Origin of the sequence: Acinetobacter parvus DSM 16617 = CIP 108168 (assembly GCF_000368025.1) — a bacterium.
Classification (GTDB): Bacteria; Pseudomonadota; Gammaproteobacteria; order Pseudomonadales; family Moraxellaceae; genus Acinetobacter; species Acinetobacter parvus.
On the sequence record NZ_KB849212.1, the window covers coordinates 753,398 to 773,978 of the forward strand.

At 41.9% G+C, this 20,581-nt stretch carries 25 protein-coding genes, 3 tRNA genes, 1 other RNA gene and 1 pseudogene; 13 read left to right on the forward strand and 17 right to left on the reverse strand.

Annotated features, from left to right (window positions below; all coding sequences use genetic code 11):
* Window positions 1-28 precede the first annotated feature (28 nt).
* Complete coding sequence (locus F988_RS10125) at window positions 29-550, forward strand: hypothetical protein (RefSeq protein WP_004682818.1); 522 nt, start codon at window positions 29-31, stop codon at window positions 548-550.
* Window positions 551-605: 55 nt separating this feature from the next.
* On the opposite strand, the gene F988_RS15235 is transcribed toward F988_RS10125, so the two are convergent.
* Window positions 606-767 carry a hypothetical protein gene (locus F988_RS15235; RefSeq protein ID WP_004676555.1) on the reverse strand — a complete coding sequence of 54 codons (162 nt, stop codon included), beginning with the start codon at window positions 765-767 and terminating at the stop codon, window positions 606-608.
* A 717-nt stretch (window positions 768-1,484) separates the two neighbouring features.
* Here F988_RS15235 and F988_RS10130 point away from each other — a divergent pair.
* From F988_RS10130 to F988_RS10140, 3 genes and pseudogenes are all read left to right on the forward strand, one after another.
* Window positions 1,485-3,110, forward strand: a complete 1,626-nt coding sequence (locus F988_RS10130; RefSeq protein WP_004682820.1) for an NAD+ synthase — start codon at window positions 1,485-1,487, stop codon at window positions 3,108-3,110.
* Complete coding sequence (locus tag F988_RS10135; protein ID WP_004682821.1) at window positions 3,103-3,297, forward strand: hypothetical protein; 195 nt, start codon at window positions 3,103-3,105, stop codon at window positions 3,295-3,297. The genes F988_RS10130 and F988_RS10135 overlap by 8 nt, the downstream gene beginning before the upstream one ends.
* 269 nt (window positions 3,298-3,566) lie before the next feature.
* A pseudogene (locus F988_RS10140) lies at window positions 3,567-4,460 on the forward strand (hypothetical protein); the annotation flags it as partial.
* Window positions 4,461-4,562: 102 nt separating this feature from the next.
* Here the strand turns inward: F988_RS10140 and F988_RS10145 are convergent.
* From F988_RS10145 to coaD, 5 genes are all read right to left on the reverse strand, one after another.
* Window positions 4,563-4,639, reverse strand: a tRNA-Met gene (locus F988_RS10145).
* A 251-nt stretch (window positions 4,640-4,890) separates the two neighbouring features.
* Window positions 4,891-4,967 (reverse strand) — tRNA-Met (locus F988_RS10150).
* A gap of 62 nt (window positions 4,968-5,029) precedes the next feature.
* Window positions 5,030-5,386, reverse strand: an RNA gene (gene rnpB / locus F988_RS14155) — RNase P RNA component class A.
* 26 nt (window positions 5,387-5,412) lie between these two features.
* On the reverse strand, window positions 5,413-5,676 hold the full coding sequence (locus tag F988_RS10155; protein ID WP_004676546.1) for a YfhL family 4Fe-4S dicluster ferredoxin: 264 nt from the start codon (window positions 5,674-5,676) through the stop codon (window positions 5,413-5,415).
* Window positions 5,677-6,168 carry a pantetheine-phosphate adenylyltransferase gene (coaD, locus tag F988_RS10160; RefSeq protein ID WP_004676544.1) on the reverse strand — a complete coding sequence of 164 codons (492 nt, stop codon included), beginning with the start codon at window positions 6,166-6,168 and terminating at the stop codon, window positions 5,677-5,679.
* A gap of 129 nt (window positions 6,169-6,297) precedes the next feature.
* Here coaD and smpB point away from each other — a divergent pair, with 129 nt between their 5' ends.
* Window positions 6,298-6,774 (forward strand): SsrA-binding protein SmpB, encoded by a 477-nt coding sequence (gene smpB, locus F988_RS10165; RefSeq protein ID WP_004682825.1) that lies wholly within the window; start codon window positions 6,298-6,300, stop codon window positions 6,772-6,774.
* On the opposite strand, the gene F988_RS14730 is transcribed toward smpB, so the two are convergent.
* From F988_RS14730 to rluD, 10 genes are all read right to left on the reverse strand, one after another.
* Window positions 6,703-7,020 carry a hypothetical protein gene (locus F988_RS14730; RefSeq protein WP_004682827.1) on the reverse strand — a complete coding sequence of 106 codons (318 nt, stop codon included), beginning with the start codon at window positions 7,018-7,020 and terminating at the stop codon, window positions 6,703-6,705. The two genes, smpB and F988_RS14730, sit on opposite strands and share 72 nt — an antisense overlap.
* A gap of 126 nt (window positions 7,021-7,146) precedes the next feature.
* Window positions 7,147-7,692, reverse strand: coding sequence for a hypothetical protein (locus F988_RS10170; RefSeq protein WP_004682829.1), 546 nt, complete (start codon window positions 7,690-7,692; stop codon window positions 7,147-7,149).
* A 12-nt stretch (window positions 7,693-7,704) separates the two neighbouring features.
* Window positions 7,705-8,166 (reverse strand): hypothetical protein, encoded by a 462-nt coding sequence (locus tag F988_RS10175; RefSeq protein ID WP_004682831.1) that lies wholly within the window; start codon window positions 8,164-8,166, stop codon window positions 7,705-7,707.
* 8 nt (window positions 8,167-8,174) lie between these two features.
* Window positions 8,175-8,549 (reverse strand): DUF4124 domain-containing protein, encoded by a 375-nt coding sequence (locus F988_RS14735; protein ID WP_004682833.1) that lies wholly within the window; start codon window positions 8,547-8,549, stop codon window positions 8,175-8,177.
* Between the two features lie 7 nt (window positions 8,550-8,556).
* On the reverse strand, window positions 8,557-8,841 hold the full coding sequence (locus F988_RS10180; protein ID WP_004676536.1) for a hypothetical protein: 285 nt from the start codon (window positions 8,839-8,841) through the stop codon (window positions 8,557-8,559).
* 72 nt (window positions 8,842-8,913) lie between these two features.
* Entirely contained in the window at window positions 8,914-9,042 is a 129-nt protein-coding gene (locus F988_RS15560; protein WP_262572252.1) for a hypothetical protein, read from the reverse strand.
* Window positions 9,029-9,316: a hypothetical protein gene (locus F988_RS10185; protein ID WP_228127131.1), complete on the reverse strand. Its 288-nt coding sequence runs from the start codon at window positions 9,314-9,316 to the stop codon at window positions 9,029-9,031. The genes F988_RS15560 and F988_RS10185 overlap by 14 nt, the downstream gene beginning before the upstream one ends.
* A gap of 94 nt (window positions 9,317-9,410) precedes the next feature.
* The gene (locus F988_RS10190; protein WP_004676532.1) at window positions 9,411-9,977 is read right to left on the reverse strand and encodes a flavodoxin family protein; all 567 of its coding nucleotides are present in this window, start codon (window positions 9,975-9,977) and stop codon (window positions 9,411-9,413) included.
* Between the two features lie 83 nt (window positions 9,978-10,060).
* The gene (gene pgeF / locus F988_RS10195; protein ID WP_004682836.1) at window positions 10,061-10,801 is read right to left on the reverse strand and encodes a peptidoglycan editing factor PgeF; all 741 of its coding nucleotides are present in this window, start codon (window positions 10,799-10,801) and stop codon (window positions 10,061-10,063) included.
* Window positions 10,802-11,087: 286 nt separating this feature from the next.
* Window positions 11,088-12,137, reverse strand: coding sequence for a 23S rRNA pseudouridine(1911/1915/1917) synthase RluD (gene rluD, locus F988_RS10200; RefSeq protein ID WP_010589355.1), 1,050 nt, complete (start codon window positions 12,135-12,137; stop codon window positions 11,088-11,090).
* A 70-nt stretch (window positions 12,138-12,207) separates the two neighbouring features.
* Between rluD and F988_RS10205 the strand changes: the two genes are divergently transcribed.
* Together F988_RS10205 and F988_RS10210 are read left to right on the forward strand one after the other, a co-directional pair.
* On the forward strand, window positions 12,208-13,245 hold the full coding sequence (locus tag F988_RS10205; protein WP_004682839.1) for an outer membrane protein assembly factor BamD: 1,038 nt from the start codon (window positions 12,208-12,210) through the stop codon (window positions 13,243-13,245).
* Window positions 13,246-13,379: 134 nt separating this feature from the next.
* On the forward strand, window positions 13,380-15,260 hold the full coding sequence (locus tag F988_RS10210; protein WP_004682841.1) for a DNA primase: 1,881 nt from the start codon (window positions 13,380-13,382) through the stop codon (window positions 15,258-15,260).
* Here F988_RS10210 and hemA read toward each other — a convergent pair whose 3' ends face one another.
* Window positions 15,261-16,544 (reverse strand): glutamyl-tRNA reductase, encoded by a 1,284-nt coding sequence (gene hemA / locus F988_RS10215; protein WP_004682842.1) that lies wholly within the window; start codon window positions 16,542-16,544, stop codon window positions 15,261-15,263.
* Window positions 16,545-16,623: 79 nt separating this feature from the next.
* Between hemA and F988_RS10220 the strand changes: the two genes are divergently transcribed.
* The 6 genes from F988_RS10220 to F988_RS10245 all read left to right on the forward strand — a co-directional run bounded on the left by F988_RS10220 (window position 16,624) and on the right by F988_RS10245 (window position 20,562).
* The gene (locus F988_RS10220) at window positions 16,624-18,342 is read left to right on the forward strand and encodes a tetratricopeptide repeat protein (RefSeq protein ID WP_004682843.1); all 1,719 of its coding nucleotides are present in this window, start codon (window positions 16,624-16,626) and stop codon (window positions 18,340-18,342) included.
* Between the two features lie 4 nt (window positions 18,343-18,346).
* Complete coding sequence (lolB, locus tag F988_RS10225; protein ID WP_004682846.1) at window positions 18,347-18,928, forward strand: lipoprotein insertase outer membrane protein LolB; 582 nt, start codon at window positions 18,347-18,349, stop codon at window positions 18,926-18,928.
* Between the two features lie 60 nt (window positions 18,929-18,988).
* Window positions 18,989-19,222 carry a type II toxin-antitoxin system VapB family antitoxin gene (gene vapB / locus F988_RS10230; RefSeq protein WP_004676517.1) on the forward strand — a complete coding sequence of 78 codons (234 nt, stop codon included), beginning with the start codon at window positions 18,989-18,991 and terminating at the stop codon, window positions 19,220-19,222.
* Between the two features lie 14 nt (window positions 19,223-19,236).
* The gene (vapC, locus tag F988_RS10235; RefSeq protein WP_004682848.1) at window positions 19,237-19,632 is read left to right on the forward strand and encodes a type II toxin-antitoxin system tRNA(fMet)-specific endonuclease VapC; all 396 of its coding nucleotides are present in this window, start codon (window positions 19,237-19,239) and stop codon (window positions 19,630-19,632) included.
* Between the two features lie 23 nt (window positions 19,633-19,655).
* Window positions 19,656-20,489 (forward strand): 4-(cytidine 5'-diphospho)-2-C-methyl-D-erythritol kinase, encoded by an 834-nt coding sequence (gene ispE, locus F988_RS10240; protein ID WP_026040051.1) that lies wholly within the window; start codon window positions 19,656-19,658, stop codon window positions 20,487-20,489.
* A tRNA-Gln gene (locus F988_RS10245) sits at window positions 20,488-20,562 on the forward strand. The genes ispE and F988_RS10245 overlap by 2 nt, the downstream gene beginning before the upstream one ends.
* Window positions 20,563-20,581 lie beyond the last annotated feature (19 nt).

Here is a 20,581-nt window from a genome sequence, read left to right on the forward strand (position 1 = left end):
ATAATTTTAATCCCAGATATCATCAAATATGTCCCAGCCCACACAATCGTTGATACAGAGATTAGAAGCCAGATTTATTTCCAGCCTGATTGTCCATTTTAGGATAAATGAATTTGAATGTCGTGGACTCACGCAGGGTGAAGTGGAGATTGCACAGCAGGTTTTTGGCAACCTGATCAACTATGATCAAGTGAGAATTTTCAATACCCCCTATCTCCCCTGGCAGCCAGCCAATATTTTTATCGCACCGAATGGCAATTTATTCGCATGTCAAACCTCTTTCAGTGCAGACTATTCAAAATGCTCAATGGCATTACAGGGTGTTTTTATTCATGAGCTGGCACATATTTTACAATACCAGCAACAGACTAATGTCATTCTGAAAGGTGCAATCCTACAACTGGGCTATTATCTAAGTTTTAAAAAATACAATCCTTACTGTTATCAATTTATTCAGGGCAAAGCTTTTGAGGATTATAATATTGAACAGCAGGGTGACATTGCACGAGATATTTTTTTCAGGAAAATTCCAAATATCATTAAAAAATAAAAAGCCCCGTGATTTTATCCACAGGGCTTTTTAGGTAATTGGATCGCAATCTACTTTAAACAATAGAGCCTTTGCGAGCTTCTGGGCTGTGTTCATGACTATCATCCATTTCAGTCGTAAAATCCACACGCATTGCATCCTTAACAATTGTACCAACACGCCCTACGCCAATTACCAAACCAAATGCAACCACTGGAAATAAAATTACTGGAATCATTACTACTTACCTCTCATGTTAAAAATCAGGTTCTTCTGAACTTATTTAAGTTCCTGCTCTTGTTCTCGGAACATGACTGTACCAATACGACCAACAACCACAGCCAGACCAAATGCAATTACAGGAAACCATACTACTGACATAGCGAATACCTCTTTTTTTCTGATCATGTATTACAACATGATGCTTCATTGGATAACAATAGTGTACACATGTTCACATTAATTAAGATAATAGCAGTGTACAGTTGTACACTCAAGCGTAGCAAAGTAACTCCCGACAAACGGTATATAAAATTTTAACAAATTGATTTAATTAAATTATTTTATAAAACCCCACCTCAAATAAGTAAAATATAGTCATTTTTATTATTTTATGTATATTTATTGTACAAATTAAACTTTAAAATGGATTATCAGTACATATCATGTCCATACACCAAAATGAGCGGAAAAAAACTTTATAGCGCTATATGAAATTTCTTCACACTCATGCAGCATAACTACGCAAACATTGAGAAATGTTGCCGTTTTACACAGAAAAATTTGTTTTTTCTACGCAGAAAAATGTGCATTTAGTATATATTAGTAAACTTGTCATTTTTCTTTAAGATATAGAATGTCTGGCGCCATGATATAGCAATGTTTTTTAAAACCATACCTATATAAATCAAAAACTTGCATATCATAATTTGTTAAAACTCAGGATTAAGTTTGAATGAAAAATTTTAAAGTTGCCCTTGCTCAGTTCTCTCCGCATATTGGCAATATTGATGCAAATACTCAAAAGATGGTTGAACAGGCAAATTCAGCGAAACAACAACAGGCTGACTTGATCATCTTCCCAGAACTCTCCACGCTGGGCTACCCTGCTGAAGACCTTATACTTCGTCCAAACCTACAAAAACGAACCCAAAAGGCGCTTGCCCAGTTAAGCGAAGTCAAAGATATTGTGATGGTGTTCGGTTTTGTGCACCAGACTGAGGATGGGAATCGCTATAACTCCGCCGCTGTAATGAAAGATGGTCAGGTTTTAGGTGTTTACAATAAACATAACTTGCCAAACTACGGTGTGTTTGATGAGAAACGTTATTTTCAGGAGGGTCACCAGCATCTGGTTTTTGAATATCTAGGGCATAAGTTTGGTGTCTTGATCTGTGAAGATGTGTGGTCACTCAATACCGTTAAACAGTTAAGCCAGCTCAATGTTGAAACTGTGCTGATCTTAAATGCTTCACCATATGAAGTCGGTAAACCACAGCACCGTGTACAAACCCTGAATGAGCTGGCAAAACAGCTTAGCCTGAATATTGTTTACGTGAATCAGGTGGGTGGACAAGATGACCTGATTTTTGATGGGTCGAGTTTTGTCAGCAATCATAATGGGCAGCTTGCCTTACAGGCCCCAAGTTTTCAGGAATCTGTTTATTTCGCTGAATATGATGCAAAACAGAAGCTGTTTAAAACCGCAAAAACCACGCCTCCCCTCGACACTTTTGCTGAAATTTATCAGGCATTGGTCATGGCAACCCGCGACTATGTGCAACGTTCAGGCTTCCCTGGCGTGATTCTGGGTCTATCGGGTGGTATTGACTCCGCACTCACCCTTGCGATTGCGGTGGATGCGATTGGCGCAGATAAGGTACAGGCTGTGATGATGCCTTATACTTATACCTCTCAAATGAGTGTGGAGGATGCGACTGAACAGGCACGCCGTATGGGTGTAACCTTTGGTATTGCAGAAATCCATCCAATTGTGAACAGTTTCATGCAAACCCTTTATCCATTCTTTGGCAATAGCCCTGCCGATGCAACCGAAGAAAATTTGCAGGCACGTACCCGTGGCACTCTGTTGATGGGCTTATCGAATAAGTTTGGCAACCTTGTCCTTTCCACAGGTAACAAGTCGGAAATTTCAGTGGGTTACTGCACATTGTATGGTGATATGGTGGGTGGTTTCTCTGTACTCAAGGATGTGTATAAAACCATCGTGTTTGAGTTGGCGAAATATCGCAATACTTTGAGTAAAACACCTGTTATCCCTGAACGTGTGATTACACGTCCACCATCAGCAGAGTTACGCCCAGACCAGAAAGATCAGGATTCTTTACCAGCCTATGATGTACTGGATGCGATCTTGTACGCCTACATTGAGGAAGACCTGAGTCAGGCAGACATCATTGCCAAAGGCTATGAAGCTGAAGTGGTCGAGAAAGTTATTCGTTTGGTTGACCGTAACGAATACAAGCGTCGCCAAGGGGCAATTGGACCACGTATCAGCTCGCGTGCGTTCAGTCGTGAACGCCGTTACCCTATCGTCAATGGATGGACTGCGAATGACTGAACAGATTGTTTCTGAAAAGTCACAACACCTTGCTCAAGCACTTTTGCTTGAGCAGGTGGCATTTTATAAAAACCAACTGACTACCCAGCTTTCTGCTGAGTTTTTTCAACAGTTTATCCAGCTTTTTATCCGAATAGCCGTAAAACCTCGGGATTTAGCCCGAGGATATAAGGCTGCAATCCGCTAGTCCCTCTTGTGGGGATTAGCTAGGATTGCTAAAAACATTTGAATCTAGTAATCCATGTGCTATGATAATTACGTTGTATATTTTTAGTCAGCAGACTGATACAACACGAAAAAAACAGTTTTCCCCATTGTAATCCGTGCACTCTTTGCAATCCGAAAGGTAGGACTACATTGGAATAAGAAGCAGAGAACTATAGTATCTGTTTCGTGGCAGGACATTGCCATCTAGCAGTAGGAATCCCCCTCCTTTAGGTGGGGGAGGATGTCAAACAACATGCGCCAGACATCCAACTCAGGGAAGTTGTTGAACTGGAGCAAATTCAGGCTGTCGTTAAGCGTTATGCCTTTGAAATGCAGCTTGGTGCAGGGTTACTGGAATTTATTGGTGAGATTGCTCAACGGCTGCATGTTTTTTCTTTACAGTCTTCAGCAGAATTACAAGACTTATTTTCAGATCAGCAGTTTGAAATATGGCTTTCCAAATTTCTGGAACTGGAAAATATCCGCCACTATCTCAACCACTTCCTTAAAGAAAGTCCCTCTATTGAGCAATTGTGCCAGTACATTGCCACCACAACCTTGCAGAACAAGTTGCCAAAACTGTTTTCACAGGCTGATGAAGACAGAATATCTGAAAGCAAGTATGAATGGCAGCAAAAACTAAAAAGCTTTTCATACCGCCAGCAACAACGAATTGAGCAGAAACTGGAAGAAAGCATAGGCAAATTTATTCAGGAGCAACTGGCTGATTTAAGCCTACTGTCTAATGATGACATGGAAAGTCTTGCCCGCAATGTTTGGGATGATAACAAGGCCAAGCCGCTATCAGAATACACCAAACAGGTGACTCCATTGGATGTTGAAGAATTCTTTGTGATGATCTATGAATACTGGAAAGAATTACGCCAGTCCTCTTTCATACAAGAGCTGATCCTGTACGGTGTAAAAGTCTTTTATGATTTCTATAAAGATGAAAGTCTGGAAGATATTTTTGCAGCAATTGGTCTGGAAGACACAGATTTACTCAATGAGGCTGTACGTTTTTATCCAAAAGTTGTAGCCGCTTTAGACGAGCATGGTGTATTAGAGCCAATCATTACATTAATTCTAAAACCGTTCTACGAAAGCCCACAGACCTTGGCGACCATCGAAAAACATTTATAGCCTCTACATAAACCAGAACAACGCTGTTTTGGTTTGAAACGACAATAACAGGCAGCATCATATAGATAAAAAGAAACCACGCAGGAGCGTGGTTTTTTAAAATGGTGGCTATGACGGGACTTGAACCTGTGACCCCCGCATTATGAGTGCGGTGCTCTAACCAACTGAGCTACATAGCCATAAACTGTGAGCGCATTATCTAGTGTTCCGTATAGCTGGTCAAGTCTATGGTTTTGAAAACACGAAACATATGCGCAGTTTTTAGTCTTTTAATTTCCAACTGATCAAATTTCAACAAACATTTAAATCAGCCTAAAAATCCAGGGAAAGCATGTCTTTTATACAGTGAGAAAATTGATATCCTGAACAGCACAGCATATTTTAAAAACAACAGACAAAAAGAGACCACGCAGGAGCGTGGTCTATAAAATGGTGGCTATGACGGGACTTGAACCTGTGACCCCCGCATTATGAGTGCGGTGCTCTAACCAACTGAGCTACATAGCCAAAAACTGTGGGCGCATTATCTTAACTTTCACTACATACGTCAAGCGTATTTTTCAAAAAATCTTGGAAGTGGGCCTATAAGCTGGGTTCTGTCGAAGACGATCATTCCTCTAGGCGTACAATCACTCATACGCTCAAGCGACCTACCCGAATCCGATGCGGGTCACACCTAATGGATTCCTATTTGGTCTTGCTTCAGGTGGAGTTTACCATGCCATGAACTGTTGCCAGCCATGCGGTGCGCTCTTACCGCACCCTTTCACCCTTACCTCACGAATGAGGCGGTCTACTCTCTGCTGCACTTGTCGTCAGCTCACGCTGCCTAGGCGTTACCTAGCACCTTACCCTTTGAAGCCCAGACTTTCCTCCCCTGCTTCAGTCACGAAGACCTCCACAGCGGCGACCGTCCAGCCCACTTCGTGGCGCATCTTATCAAAGTTAGCAATTAATTGCTCGCATTTTTTTGTGCAGTCAGCTTCTTATATTTATCCATGAGCTCATCATGGGATTCAGCATGCTGAGGGTCAAGCGGAATACAATCGACTGGGCAAAACAACTGGCACTGTGGCTGATCATGATGGCCTACGCACTCTGTACAAAGTGCAGGGTGAATCTCATAAATCAGCTCACCCATATAAATGGCTTCATTCGGACATACAGGTTCACAGACATCACAGTTAATGCATTCATCTGTAATATATAAGGACATTTACCAACCTTGTTGATGTTTTCGTTCAAATGCCTCAACCACAACGGCAGGCACAAACTTGTTCACATCACCTTTTAAACGGGCAATCTCTCTCACCAGCGTCGATGAAATAAATGAGAATTGCTCTGAGGGTGTTAAAAATACAGATTCAAAATGTGGATCAAGCTGACGGTTCATATTGGCCAACTGGAACTCATATTCAAAATCTGAAATTGCTCTTAAACCACGGAGTACCGCTGTTGCACGCTGCTCACGGAAGAAATTGACCAACAAGCCATCAAAACCCACAAACTCAACATTATTCAAATGGCTCAGTGATGCTTTTGCGAGTTCAACACGTTCTTCTAAACTAAACACTGGATTTTTATGATGTCCAATTGCAATGGCCACCACAACTTCATCAAACATTTTTGATGCCCTTGCAACCAAATCAACATGTCCATTGGTAATTGGATCGAAAGTCCCTGGATAAATCACACGTGTTTTAGACATGCGTTGTACTCTAATGAATGAGATAAGGGGTGTATTTTAACAAATGTTCGGGCTAAACGCGAAATTCCTAAACGATGGAAAAAGATTGCGTTTTACGGCACAATAGATGCAATTGTGGAAGTTTGAATTATGGTTAAAGCAACAGTCGTAAAAAAACATAGTGGTGGCACGATTGCTCAAAATAAAAGAGCACGCCACGATTACTTTATTGAAGAAAAATTTGAGGCAGGTATGTCTCTCCAAGGCTGGGAAGTAAAGTCCTTGCGTGCGGGGCGTATGACACTTTCCGAAAGTTATGTCATCTTTAAAAATGGTGAGGCCTTTTTATTTGGTTCACAAATTCAGCCGTTATTGTCTGCATCAACGCATGTGGTTCCTGAATCAACACGTACCCGTAAGTTGCTTTTGTCTCGTCGTGAGCTGGAAAAGCTTTTGGGTGCAGTGAATCAAAAAGGTTATTCATGTGTGCCGCTTGCCTGTTATTGGAAAGGTCATTTGGTTAAGCTGGAAATTGCGCTAGTGAAAGGTAAGCAGTTACATGACAAGCGTGCCACCGAAAAAGATCGTGACTGGCAAAGGGATAAGGCAAGGATGTTGCATAAATAATTTTCTAAAAAAAAGTGGGACCACCTCTAAGTTTCCGCTATCTTTTGTTGATTGTTGAATCTTTGCGGAGAGCATTGCGTAGCTATCAGCTGCTTCTGCTAGTTCCTTTACGCCTAACCCCATTCCAAGCGCAGCCATTGCGCCCACAAGCGCATTAACAGCAAACTTTGCGCCGTTAATTCCTTGGTCAAAGCCTGTTGTGTTGGCTTGTAAGTTCAATAAGAAATCTAAGCTATTTGTAGCCATACAACTTTCCTTTAGGCATAAAAAACCTGCCATTGCTGACAGGTTCGTTTAAAACGTATTACGGTTTGTTGGTTGAATTAGGTATTAAAAACCCGACTATTGGTCGGGCTTACATTTCAAGATAAATCAACTTCCAGCCTTTGTGCAAGTTAGATAAGATTCATTCTCAAAATCCAATATAGTTTTTTGTTGAATCTCAGGCGTGTTAAATCTTGGTTTATCATATGCACTAATAACCGTTAGCCTTAAGACTTCTTGAAGTGGTTGAGGTGTGGTATTTACAACCTTTTCAACTATCTCCGACATTGGTACTCCATCTTGCCGTTTCTGCATAATAATTCTTGCTAATTCTGACATTGATTTGCATCGAGATGATAACTCCTCATTACTTATTGCGGCTTTTTTGCTGGGAGGCTCACTATTAACCGTATTCTGTTCAGGCTCTATCTTATCACTAGGTTCAATACGACTCTGTTCTTGTTGGGCTTTATCTCGAACTTCTTGAGCTAATCTTGCTTGATTTTCAGCTTCAATCTGTGCCATTTTTTGATTATGTTGCTGTGTTTGCTGAGCTAAAGCTTCTTCTCTCGCTTTTCGATCACTATTTGATTTCCAAACTACGCCAATCATTATCAGAACAATAATAATCAAAATAATATAAATTCTATTCATAACACCGCATCATTAGTCATAAGGCTTAAACTGAGTTCCACAACGCAAACACATCCATGTTTTGGAATAGTTGGATAGTGCTGTTTTGTTTTGGGATTCCATTTTTGCATAAAGCTTAATTAAGCCCCAGATTAATAAACCCAACAGCGGAGCACAGATAATAAAATTTAAAATACCATCCATTAATTTAGGCTCTGAAAAAACACTTAAAGCCCCTTTTAGTAATGGCATGGCGAACATTAAAAATAATACCACAACCACAATCTTTGGCATTGAGCTATTTTTTGGTGGCGCACACCCAGCAGCCAGATGTGATTGTGATGCAGATCGCCCACGACCACCTCCAACAGATATTCGACCGCTTGTAGAAACACTAACACCGCCGAAGCCACTTTGACCAGTTCTACTTCCACCTGCCCAAATCATAGCTAAAGTTTTAGTATTTTTAGAATCACAGCTAGGACAATTTGACATCTTATAATTTACCTTTTTGATGCGCGATGATATGGCTGTACATAGGTGCCATCTTTTCTTGAATAACCAGAAACATACTGATTTTTACTTCGACTATCACCGCTATAACTTGAGGATGCGCCAGTGTAATTTGTTCTATAACTCGAAGCAGAAGAACCATAACCACTATAATTCGATGATGATTCTATACATTCTTCCTTTAATTTATCCTTAAAATTAACTTCTTGCCCATAGTTCAAACAGGAAACCTTTTGTTTTGCTTTTATGTCCTTACACGGCTTATCCTGAAAAACTGAATTCCCATTAACTTTGCATTGATAAACTTGAGCATTAGAAGTGGCAGAAAACAAGATTAAAGAAAAACCAATTATTAGTTTTTTCATCTTCTTCTCACTTATTCTTCACATCAATTTTAAATATCTGACCTTTACACACCCAAACCGTGTAGGCTTGCATATCAATATCGTACTTATATTCTGTAGCAGCACAAGAAAAACGTCCATCTTCATAGACAAAAAATCTTGGTCTAGGTTTGCCCATCTTTTGCAGCAAACTTTCTTCACTATCACCAACTGTCACAAGTTCGGTAGATGAACGCATTGAATTAGTTTCACGCGCAAATACACTTGTAGATAATAAAAAGGAAACAACCCCTAATAATAAAAACTTTTTCATTGTGTTATCCGATTGTTATTAATCTCACACAATTTAACAAATGATCGAAATGAAGTCATTAACAGATTTTCATTATTTTTCTAATTGTTTTATGGTCTTATCCCACTCCTGTTTATTTGATTGCATCGCAATACGCACCGCCACAGCAGTATTTTTAATATTCTGTAGCTCATTTTTTTGAGCCGCTTCAATGTATTTCAAAAATGCGCCATGACATCGTTAAAATATCATCTGGTCTATGACCGCAACCAATCAAGTATTGAATCGAATCAAACCAGGTGGACTCATTGACCTCGGTTTTTGATCTACTTTGTTGTTTCTCTTTCTTAAAGAATGCTTCATTCACTTGAATGATTTTTAAAACCAGTTCAGCAATCACATCCTGATTTGCAATATGTTTTGAGAAAGCTTGTGGGTCAAGCGAAGTCACCATTTTCCCCATTTCCATAAGATATAACTCATTGAGATGTGTCATAGTATTCGTCGTTAGAAAACAATTATTGTGACATTATTTCAATGAGTTATCTATTTTTGTCGTGTACAGATATTATTCTTATACTCTATTGATTTTACTTACTTTTAAATTTTAGTTCCGCCAGATATTTCCCAAACTTTCGTGCAGTTTCCAAATCACCTTCAGGTGGTGTGATTTCAACACTGGCATTATCAGATTGCGTCATTAAACCCAAAAAACTAGACATACGATTAATATCTAAAGGGCTTCGTCCCGTTGGCATAAAAGGCAAGCCTGCCCATAGCATCCCATGTTGCATCGCAAACAAATTAATTTGCTGTAATACCGCCAATTTGTCTCCGCTGAGACCACCACCGTTAGTAAAACCAGCAGCCAATTTGCCCTGCCATGTGCGAGCCAACCAGCGTTTAGAAGAATCTTCCATGAACTGTTTCAAGGCAGAAGTTAAGCTTCCCATATAGGTTGGACAACCCATCACGATCACATCAGCCTGGTCTAATAAATCCCACTGCGGCGCAGCCACAGAAAGCAGATGCACTTCTGCACCTACCTGCTCGGCACCCTGAGCGATGTATTGTGCAACTTTGGCTGTATGTCCATAAGGACTATGGTAGATCACACAAACTTTGATTTGGGGAGTAATTTGCTCAATAACAGACATGGGAAATTTAAAAACCAATGAATTAGATCAAGTTTAACATTTTTAAACACGACAAGGCGAATCAACCACGCAAAGGATGCAATTTATTGCATAAATACAAATGTTGCCATCCGTCCAGTTTTTGCATCACGGCGATAAGAAAAGTAATCTTGGTCTTGTTGATATGAGCATTGATCACCACCAAGCACTATTTTCACCCCCAAACGATTTAAAATAAATCGGGCAATCGCATATAAATCGGCTTGGTATTTATCCTCAACTTGACCAATAATAAAAGCGCTTTCCAGTTCAGGATATTTTTCACAGAAAGCCACCTTTACTTCTGCTCCCACCTCAAAACAAGGCTGACTAATGGCTGCACCCAACCATGCCCAAGCGGGTTGAGACTTCATTTCAACAATCGTATTTTCAATAATGCCACTGGCCAAACCACGCCAACCCGCATGAAGATTAGCAACTTCGGTGCCATTGGCATTGCCCAAGACCACAGGAAGACAATCCGCAGTCATCATCATTAAGGCATGACCTCTGCGCTGGGTGACCAGACCATCGCCCTCAAGCGCAACAAATGAAATCTGTTCATTCACGGTATGGCAAATGGTGCTGTGGGTTTGCGTCATCCAGGTAATTTTATCAACACCATATGCAGATAATTCATTTAGCAAGATCATACGATGCTGCTGAACCCGTTGCGGATCATCATTGACATGCAAAGCCAAGTTAAAACCAGTCAGGTTTTGGTTACTGGTCGCAATTGCCTGAGCATGTTCAATACGCGTTTGCCCCACATACACACCTTTAGGCAAACCTTGTACAAATTCCATCAATGATTCCTTGCTTAACGTGATTTTGACAAAAATATGATATTCGGAAACGTCATTCGCAATTGTTCGAGACAGGACTTCATGAATAAGATGTTGTTTCTGCGATCTATTAAACTAGCTGCTAGTCGTGAACGAGTTTTGCGAATGACAATGGGTTTGCTTACTTTTGCCAAAACAAAAGTAAGTCCAGCGGAAAGCTTATCCTGAAATTCGATGAGAACCCAGCAAGACTCCGTTAAGATATTTTTCAATAAATTAAGTAATATTTACGTCGAATTCAGTTTACTTAGTAAGCTTCATTTTCACGACGTAATACTTCAACCAACTGAGTGAAATCTTCTGGCCACGGTGCTTCAAACATCATCTCCTCACCTGTACGTGGGTGAACCAGACCAAGTTTGGCTGCGTGCAATGCCTGACGTTTAAAGCTGCGCAGCATATCAATTAATGCTTCCGATGCACCTGCTGGAAAACGTACACGATTGACATAAACAGGGTCCCCAATCAAACCATGTCCGAGGTAACTAAAGTGTACACGAATCTGGTGGGTACGCCCTGTTTCCAGTTGTGCCTGAATACGGGTGAAGTCACGGAAGCGTTCTTTGACATTATAATGTGTTACCGCATCACGCCCACCTGGCAAGATCGCCATTTTGACACGGTCTACAGGATGGCGCTTGATTGGCTCATCAATGGTGCCACCCGCAATAATATTGCCATATACCACCAGATCATAAACACGGTAAACGGTTTTCTTTGCCAGTTGTTTACTCAATGAAAACTGGGCCTCAAGATTTTTGGCAACCACCAGCAAACCACTGGTATCTTTATCAATACGATGTACCAAGCCAGCGCGGGACAGTTCCGCCAGTTTCGGTGCATGGTAAAGCAAGGCATTCACTAAAGTGCCTGTTGGATTGCCTGCACCTGGATGAACCACCATGCCCACTTCCTTGTTAATGACGATAATATCGTCATCTTCATAGACAATATTGAGTGGAATATTTTCAGGCTGGCTTGAAGTTTGTGCCTCAAGCTCAACCTCAAGGGTAAGCAGTTCATTGCCCTCACAACGGTACTTCGGCTTTACGATGTTACCATTTACCAACAGATGACCATCTTTCATCCATTGCTTGAGTTTTTCACGGGAAAACTCGCTCCAGACCATCGCTGCAACCTGATCGATACGTTGGCCTAAATAGGTTTCATCAAGTTGAATTTGCAACGATAAACGTGTTGCAGTTGAATCAGAATTATGATTATCTGCATCGACAGAATCTTCGAGTAAGAAATCTGTTTCAGAGAAATTTGAATTGGAAGATTGTGCTGAAGTCATTTGATGATCGGTACAAAAATGGTTTAATAGCACCATTGTAGCTTATTGTCCCAAAAACAGAGGAATTTTTATGTCGCTACCCCATTATAAAATTACGATACTGGCACTATCTTTAGGCGTAGCGTCTGCATTTGTGGGCTGTAGCAGCAATCCAAGCAAGAAAGATGTGGTTGATAAAGGGCCACAATCCAGTGAACAGGTTTATTTTGAAAAAGCACAGAAATCACTTGAGCGCAATCAATATACCGATGCGGTAAAGTCGCTTGAAGCCCTAGATACCTATTATCCAACTGGGCAATATACACAGCAGGCACAGCTTGAACTTCTTTATGCCAAATTCAAACAAAAAGATTATGAGGGCACGATTGCACTGGCGGAACGTTTCATTCGTTTAAATCCACAACATCCAAATGTTGATTATGCCTATTATGTTCGTGGTGTCGCCAACATGGAAATGAACTACGATAGCCTGATTCGTTATACCTCACTGCAACAGTCACACCGTGATGTCAGCTACATCAAAGTTGCCTATCAAAACTTTGTGGATTTGATCCGCCGTTTCCCAAGTAGCCAATATTCTGTCGATGCGGCACAACGCATGAAATATATTGGTCAGGAATTGGCTGAGAGTGAGATGAACGCGGCGCGTTTCAACATTCAACGCAAAGCCTGGCTGGCTGCTGCTGAGCGTGCGCAGTGGGTGGTTGAGCATTATCCACAAACTCCACAGACACCTGAAGCTTTGGCAACCCTAGCCTATAGTTACCAAAAGCTTGGTGATAAAGCGACCTCCCAACAATATGTTGACATCCTGAAGCTTAACTATCCAAATTTAGTTAAATCGAATGGTGAAGTTAATTTACGTGCGGCACGTAAAGACAGTAGTTGGGTCAACCGTGCAACTTTGGGCTTATTGGGTCGTCAATCGAAAACTTCGGATAGCAAAAATATAGAAGCCAGTACCGAGACTGAAAAACGCAGCCTCACCAACCGTCTGAGTTTTGGTTTACTGGATAAGCCTGAAACATCAGTGCCCGTTGAGTCGGCAGTGCCTGCACATGCAAGCAATCCTGCCCCTGCTGTTATTGACAACAATCCAAGCGAGTAAGATGCCGCAAATTAATTTGCAGTCATCTGAATGCACCAAACAGGCAAGCCAACCCTTGCCTGTTTTTCATTTTATGCAACAATGATGCTGACAAATCATAAAGATGTCCCCCCAGTTTTAAACGGTTAAACCCTATGGCAATTCCACAGCATACGATTGATCAAATTCTGGATCGAACCGACATTGTCGATTTGATTGGTCAACGTGTGAAGTTAAAAAAGACTGGGCGTACTTATTCAGGCTGCTGTCCTTTCCATCAGGAAAAATCACCTTCATTCCACGTTTACCGAGACAAGCAGTATTATCACTGCTTCGGCTGTCAGGCCAATGGCAATGCCATTCGTTTCCTGATGGATATTGATGGCCGAAATTTTGTCGATGTGATCAAAGAACTGTCCAACAAGACAGGCATCGACCTCCCCAAAGACAATCAGGACAATAAAAAACTATCCTATAAGCGTAGTCCGCAACAGGTTGCTGCACCACAACCTGCACCAGCACAGAATAATAGTCCAACCTCACCAGCCATCCCTGAATCCATCGACGATCATTTTGTGGATGTGGATCTTTATATGGATGATCCTTTTGCACAGTTTGACCCATCATTTACGATGGATGAACAGGTGCAGGAAGGCAATCTCTATGATCTTCTGGAAAATATTGCACTATTTTACGAACGCCAACTTCCCAATAGCCAGAAAGCACAGAATTATTTCAGGCAACGGGGCTTATCTGCCCAAACCATTCAGTTTTGGCGCTTGGGTTATGCACCAGAAGATTGGCAGCATCTGAAAAAAGCTTTTCCCCAAGATATTGACGGGCTAAAACAACTTGGCTTGATTCGTTCCAGTGACAGTGGTCGGGATTTTGATTTACTGCGTGACCGCGTGATTTTCCCAATCCGTGACCATAAAGGTCGTGTGGTGGGTTTTGGTGGCCGTGCCTTAAATGATGAAATCAAGCCCAAATATATCAACTCACCTGACTCGGAAGTGTTCCACAAAAACCAGCTCCTTTATGGTTTATATGAAGGACGTAAGCTTAAGGCCAATGACTGGCTGATGGTGGAAGGTTATATGGATGTGATTGCGCTACAGCAATATGGCATCTCTGGTGCGGTGGCAACCCTGGGAACAGCCAGCAATGCCGATCATTTAACCACCCTATTTAAACAAAACTCACGAATCACCATTGCATTTGATGGTGATGCAGCAGGGCAAAAAGCGGCACGCCGTACTTTGGAAATTGCCCTGCCCCTGCTTAACGATGGCCGTGAATTAAAGTTCTTTGTACTGCCGAATGAACATGACCCCGACTCGCTCATTCGTCGGGAGGGTTTGGAAAATTTTCAAAAGCTACTGCAACAGGCTCCTTTATTGTCAGACTTTGTGTTTGCCCATTTAACAGGACAACATGATGTTAGTTCTCCCGAGGGTAAAAGTCTGGTGATGGGTGAACTGCGTGAATTAACCGAACTGTTACCTAAACATGGCTCATTTCGTTATTTGCTGACCCAGTCTTTCCGTGAAAAACTGGGTTTGGGTAAACGTTTTACGCCTCAAATCAGCCATGATGCATCCCTGTCTTTTAACATTCATACCAAGGATGAGGATTTTGCCATTGCGATCTTAATGCACCATCCATTTTTATATATTCACTTTGAAGAATTACGTGCAGTCATTGACCACACTGAACTGTTGGCTAAAATTCTAGCCTCATTAAATATTGTGTTTGATGATTTACCCGATGATCAGGAATTGGCAACCTATTATGTACTGGGTGCCTGTAGCAACTACAGCCATGAAATTGCCGATATTATGCAGCGTACCGATATTCAGTCACTTACACAGGCACCTGAAATTGCAGATAAACTGGCGAAAGAATACGCTTTAGGGCTTCAGGAAAAATATTTGCGCTTAAAACTCAAATCACCAATTTCTCTCATTGAGTCCCGAAATTTACGCCAGCAACTCAATGAGTTAACCAAGCAGATTGGTTTAAGGTTGTTGTCTTAACTACTGTCTCGGCTTACGCTCATGTTCAAACACATACTGTAGATGTTGCTGTAACCACTCAAAATAATCTGGATTTTCAGCCTTGGCAGCCTCTCTTAGTAAGATAGAGGTTGGATGCATGAGCTTTTGTGTTAAGCGATGCGCAAATTCCTGTAAAACCTGCTCTGCATCATGTCCATGCCGTAGCGACTCTAGAGCATGCAGCAATTCTCTTTGGCTTACTTCCTCACTGTGCTGGCGATAGGCCTGAATGGTGCCACTCGCCTCCTTGACCTTTTGCTGGGTCATCAATTGGGTTGCCAACTGATTGACCATAATCTCAGCTTCTACCGCCGCTTGACGGCGTTGTGCCAGATTCTCATCAATCACGCTTTGCAGGTCATCAACGCCATATAAATAAACGTTGTCCAGTGATTCAACCTTTGGATCAATATCACGCGGAACAGCCAAATCAACCATGAGCATTTGCTGATAACGGCGTTTTTTTAATGCTATCTTAACATCCGCATAACCAATCACTTGATGCAAACTGCCCGTACAGCTTGAAACTACATCGGCCCGATGCAGGTTCTGTGCAAGTTCTGTAAAAGATATAATTTCAACATCGACCTGATGCGCAATATCCTGCGCGAGCAAATCAGCGCGTTCACGACTACGGTTACAAATGATAATCTTGGCCACCCCCATTTCCGCCAAATGCTTGGCAACCAGACTATTCATTTCCCCTGCCGCAACCACCATAACGGTGAGATTTTCTGGATGGCTAAACACTTGTGAAGCCAATTGCGCAACCGCATAGCCCATGGAAACCGCATGGCTTCCTACAGAAGTTTCCGAGCGAACCCGCTTTGCCGCATAAAAGGCATATTCAAAAACACTATTCAGCTCAGGCGATACCGTTTCCGCATCTTTGGACAATGCCAATGCACTTTTAACCTGCCCTAAAATCTGTGGTTCACCCAACATCAGTGAGTCCAGACCACTGGCAACACGCATGAGATGTGTAACCGCCTGGGCATTCTCGTAACGATAAACATGATGAATTAACTTTTTTACATCAATATTATTCACCTGGGCCAGCCAATTCAGGACGCTATCCGCATCTTCCGTCATGGCATACACTTCGGTTCGGTTGCATGTGGAAACCACCACCATGTCTTTCAGTGAAGAATGCTGGCGTTGTTTAAGCAATAGCTGGGCTAATCGCTCTGCATTGAAAGCAATTTGTTCGCGAAGCTCAACAGAAGCTGTCTGATGGTTGACACCCAATGCAAAGAAAGACATATCAGATCATCATTTCGCTAAATTTATGTTATTGTGCAACATCGGTGTCATAAAAAGCATTACTTTGGATCAATAAAAATTGCGTCAGCTACATCGCCGTACCTATTTTAACGGCAAGACGATTAGACGGTATTCTACCACAATCTTGTTGTTAGGTAGTATGAACGCTTATGTCTCCGCACAAGCAATACATGATATGTATGCTGACCAAAGCTTTGAACATGCCCTACAACAGAGCATGGTTGCCGAATTTTCCCTTGCCTATGACGATATTGCAACAGCCCTGCACAACTATACCGTGCTTGCTATTCGCAGCAATTCCACCATCATTAAGCAACGTGCCTTAGATGTTGCTCTGGAATACAATGATCTACAGGCAGCCTTGGACATTGCCACCCACTGGGTTGAGCAGGAACCTAAAGATGTGCCTGCTTTGTTCTATTTATCGCATATTGCCCTGAAAACACATGAATATGAACTTGCGGCCAAGACACTGGACAAGATTTTAAATATTGACCCAACCGCCGATTTGGAACAAATTCTCGCAGGTATTGCACCTGAACAGGCGCAAGATCGCGAAGTCCTGCTCAATGCCTTACGCGCAAGCAAGGAAAAGGACAACCCCTCTATTTTAGCGTTAATCGCAGGATTAGAGGCACAAGATGGCTTATATGAACAAGCACTGAGCAATATTAACCGCGCCTTACGCAAACGTTCAAAATCCACCAGCTTTATCCTGATGAAAGCCAACTTACTCATGGCTTTACGCGATGATACCGCCACAAAAAAATGGTTTGCCCGGGCCAGCCGTAAAAATAAGAATAACCTTGATGTCCGCTTGGCTGAAGCACGTTACTACATCCAAATCAACCAGCAACAGGAAGCTTTAGACAAGCTTGAAAATATTATTAAAGACCATCCTCAGGCTGAGGAGGCTCTGTTTATTGCAGGCTTAACCAGTATTGACCTCAAGCAATATGAGAAAGCGGAACAATATCTGATTGATTTACGCTCTTCGGCAAAATACCAGAATGAAGCCTATTATTATCTTGCGATTAATGCACAGCGCAAACAGCATTATGAAACGGCAAAGGCCTATTATCGTCTTGTTGATGGCAGCTTGTATATCGTGTCCCGCCGAAACATGATTGCGATTTTTGAGAAGCAGGAACAACTAAATGATGCATTGCGTTTCCTGACTCAGGAACGGGTCAACTATCCTCAGCACGCCAGTTTTCTTTATCAGGCCCAAGCCGACATTTTAAAGAAAATGGACAATAAAAAAGCGGCCCTGACCCTGCTGGATGAAGCGATCAAGAACATTCCAGATGACCCAGAGCTGATCTATGCTGAGGTGTTATTGCTCGACCCATATACAGATCGGGATAAACTGGATAAAACACTCAAACAGCTATTGGCAATCGAACCAAACAGTCCAACCTATCTGAATGCCTATGCCTATACCTTGGCATTGCAGAATCGCCGCTTAAAGGAAGCGCGCAAATATGCTGAACTGGCACTGGAATACGCACCAGAACAAGCCTCTATTCTGGATACACTTGGTTATATTGCCTTTTTACAAAATGATTTTGATACCGCAGTTCAGGCGCTACAACAAGCCTATAGTATTAGTCAGAATGTGAATATTGGGATTCGCTATGCCAAGGCGCTGTATATGCAGGGTTCACTCGCCCAATTTAGCGATGTGTTACAGCAACTGAAACAAAAACATGCAAATGCCCCACAATTACAACAACTTGATGGCTTAATCTTACCTGTAACCGTAAAAAAGAGTTAACCCCATGCGTTTGTTTGCAAAAATATGTCTGGCCATGTGTAGCAGTAGTGTGTTGTTTCTCAGTGGGTGTCAACATTTAAGTCAACCGAATAAAGTGATTGCCTCACCACAGCTACAAGATGAAAAAAATTTTAACTTACAGGGCAAAATTGGAGTGCGCACCCCACAGCAGTCAGGTAGTGCATTCTTTACATGGCTACAGCAACAGGATCAGTTCGACATTGAACTCACAGGCATTTTGGGAGTGGGTAAAACCCAGATTCAGGGTAAGCCTGGCGAAGTGACATTGAATAGCGCCAAAACGGGCTTAATTACCGCAGCCTCTCCTGAAGAATTGCTGGAAAAAGCCACAGGTTGGCAAGCGCCGATTATGCATTTAACCTACTGGATTCAAGCCAAACCAGCCACAACAAACGCCCAGATCACCAAAGATCAAAACAACCGTTTAAAACAACTGATTGAAGATGGCTGGACGGTTGATTTTAGTTATAACGACACCCAGACCTTGCCCAACAAGCTTTTGTTGAAGCAGGCACTTGCGGAAGATCAAGAAAACCGTATTACAATGGTTATTCAGAACAGATAGTGTTTCATTCAACATTTTGGGATATACTAAAAACATATACTTCCAAATAGGTGTATCACGATGGAAAAAGCAACGATCTTTAAAAATAATCGCAACCAAGCGGTACGTTTGCCCAAAGCGGTTGCTTTTCCTGAACATATCAAACAGGTAGAAGTGATTAGTATTGGAGATACACGAATTTTAACCCCTATTGGAAAACGCTGGGAATTATGGATGAATACGCCATCACAACTGACCGAAGATTGTTTTCAGGAACGTGAGCAACCGATTGTGCAAGAACGAGAAAGTTTCTAATCATGTTGAAATACATGCTGGATACCAACATCTGCATCTATGCGATTAAGAAAAAGCCGATTGAAGTCATCCAACAGTTTTCCAAGTATCAGGATTATCTTTGTATCAGCTCGACCACCTTAATGGAGTTGTATTACGGTGCAGAAAAATCATCCAATCCCCAAACCAATCTGACTGAAATTGAAAAATTTGTGGCAAATCTGATCGTCCTTGATTATGACAATTATGCCGCAGCACATACCGCACAAATTCGGGCTGAACTATCAAAAACAGGCAAAACTATTGGCAGTTATGATGCCATGATTGCAGGGCATGCCCGTAGTCAGGGATTCATTTGTGTCACCAATAACATACGTGAGTTTGAACGTGTGGCTGGATTACGTCTAGAGAATTGGTGGGTGCAGTCTTAAATGTTACGGAAGCAAATATGACCATTTTACGTGTCCCATCCCCTGCCAAGCTTAATTTATTCCTGCATATCGTGGGTCGCCGTGACAATGGCTACCATGAATTGCAGAGTATTTTCCAACTGATTGATCTTTATGACTGGATCAGTTTTGAGGCCATTGAAGAAAATCAGATTCAGATTGAGGGATTAGCCGAAGTAAAACTGGAACAAAACCTGATTTATCGGGCTGCACAATACCTGCGTCCACATGCCAAGACACCCTGCGGATTAAAGATCTCAGTGGAAAAAAATATCCCGATGGGGGCGGGTCTGGGTGGTGGCTCATCCAATGCCGCAACCACATTGATTGTACTGAACCAATTATGGCAGTGTGGGTTAAATGATGAGCAACTTGCAGCCTATGGCGTACAGCTTGGCGCTGATGTTCCAATTTTTATTTTTGGGCAAAATGCATGGGCTGAAGGAGTGGGTGAACATTTATCATTCATAGACTTAGCTCAAAAACAATTCATTGTTTTAAAACCTGACTGTTTTATCAGCACTCAACTGCTTTTTTCACAAAAAACATTGACAAGAGATACCAAGCCCACTACATTTTGCGCCTATCAGTTAGAACCTTCTCTTTTCGGAAATAACTTTGAACCTCTGGCTCGACAGTTATACCCTGAAGTTGAGGAAGCAATGCAATATCTGGATCAGTTTGGTCAGGCAAAGCTTACAGGTACAGGTGCCTGTGTTTTCACTGAAGTAATTCAGGAAATGAATGTAAAGCAAATTTTGCAAAATGCGCCTTGTAAAGCATACTTGGTGAATGGTTTGGCAGAATCGCCATTACGGCATTTCAAGGTTACCGATTAGGGGCGTCGCCAAGTGGTAAGGCAGCGGGTTTTGATCCCGCCATCCGTTGGTTCGAATCCAGCCGCCCCTGCCAATTTTCACCTGTAGGATGT

Coding starts and splice junctions, on each gene's coding strand:
- F988_RS10170 (WP_004682829.1), bottom strand. CDS start 7,692: ATGAATAGAATTTATATTATTTTGATTATTATTGTTCTGATAATGATT.
- F988_RS14730 (WP_004682827.1), bottom strand. CDS start 7,020: ATGGCTACAAATAGCTTAGATTTCTTATTGAACTTACAAGCCAACACA.
- F988_RS10210 (WP_004682841.1), top strand. CDS start 13,380: ATGGCAATTCCACAGCATACGATTGATCAAATTCTGGATCGAACCGAC.
- F988_RS10205 (WP_004682839.1), top strand. CDS start 12,208: ATGTCGCTACCCCATTATAAAATTACGATACTGGCACTATCTTTAGGC.
- coaD (WP_004676544.1), bottom strand. CDS start 6,168: ATGTCTAAAACACGTGTGATTTATCCAGGGACTTTCGATCCAATTACC.
- F988_RS10180 (WP_004676536.1), bottom strand. CDS start 8,841: ATGAAAAAGTTTTTATTATTAGGGGTTGTTTCCTTTTTATTATCTACA.
- F988_RS10155 (WP_004676546.1), bottom strand. CDS start 5,676: ATGTCCTTATATATTACAGATGAATGCATTAACTGTGATGTCTGTGAA.
- F988_RS14735 (WP_004682833.1), bottom strand. CDS start 8,549: ATGAAAAAACTAATAATTGGTTTTTCTTTAATCTTGTTTTCTGCCACT.
- F988_RS10130 (WP_004682820.1), top strand. CDS start 1,485: ATGAAAAATTTTAAAGTTGCCCTTGCTCAGTTCTCTCCGCATATTGGC.
- F988_RS10135 (WP_004682821.1), top strand. CDS start 3,103: ATGACTGAACAGATTGTTTCTGAAAAGTCACAACACCTTGCTCAAGCA.
- F988_RS10190 (WP_004676532.1), bottom strand. CDS start 9,977: ATGTCTGTTATTGAGCAAATTACTCCCCAAATCAAAGTTTGTGTGATC.
- hemA (WP_004682842.1), bottom strand. CDS start 16,544: ATGTCTTTCTTTGCATTGGGTGTCAACCATCAGACAGCTTCTGTTGAG.
- smpB (WP_004682825.1), top strand. CDS start 6,298: ATGGTTAAAGCAACAGTCGTAAAAAAACATAGTGGTGGCACGATTGCT.
- F988_RS10185 (WP_228127131.1), bottom strand. CDS start 9,316: ATGACACATCTCAATGAGTTATATCTTATGGAAATGGGGAAAATGGTG.
- vapC (WP_004682848.1), top strand. CDS start 19,237: ATGCTGGATACCAACATCTGCATCTATGCGATTAAGAAAAAGCCGATT.
- vapB (WP_004676517.1), top strand. CDS start 18,989: ATGGAAAAAGCAACGATCTTTAAAAATAATCGCAACCAAGCGGTACGT.
- lolB (WP_004682846.1), top strand. CDS start 18,347: ATGCGTTTGTTTGCAAAAATATGTCTGGCCATGTGTAGCAGTAGTGTG.
- pgeF (WP_004682836.1), bottom strand. CDS start 10,801: ATGGAATTTGTACAAGGTTTGCCTAAAGGTGTGTATGTGGGGCAAACG.
- F988_RS10125 (WP_004682818.1), top strand. CDS start 29: ATGTCCCAGCCCACACAATCGTTGATACAGAGATTAGAAGCCAGATTT.
- F988_RS15235 (WP_004676555.1), bottom strand. CDS start 767: ATGATTCCAGTAATTTTATTTCCAGTGGTTGCATTTGGTTTGGTAATT.
- F988_RS10175 (WP_004682831.1), bottom strand. CDS start 8,166: ATGTCAAATTGTCCTAGCTGTGATTCTAAAAATACTAAAACTTTAGCT.
- rluD (WP_010589355.1), bottom strand. CDS start 12,137: ATGACTTCAGCACAATCTTCCAATTCAAATTTCTCTGAAACAGATTTC.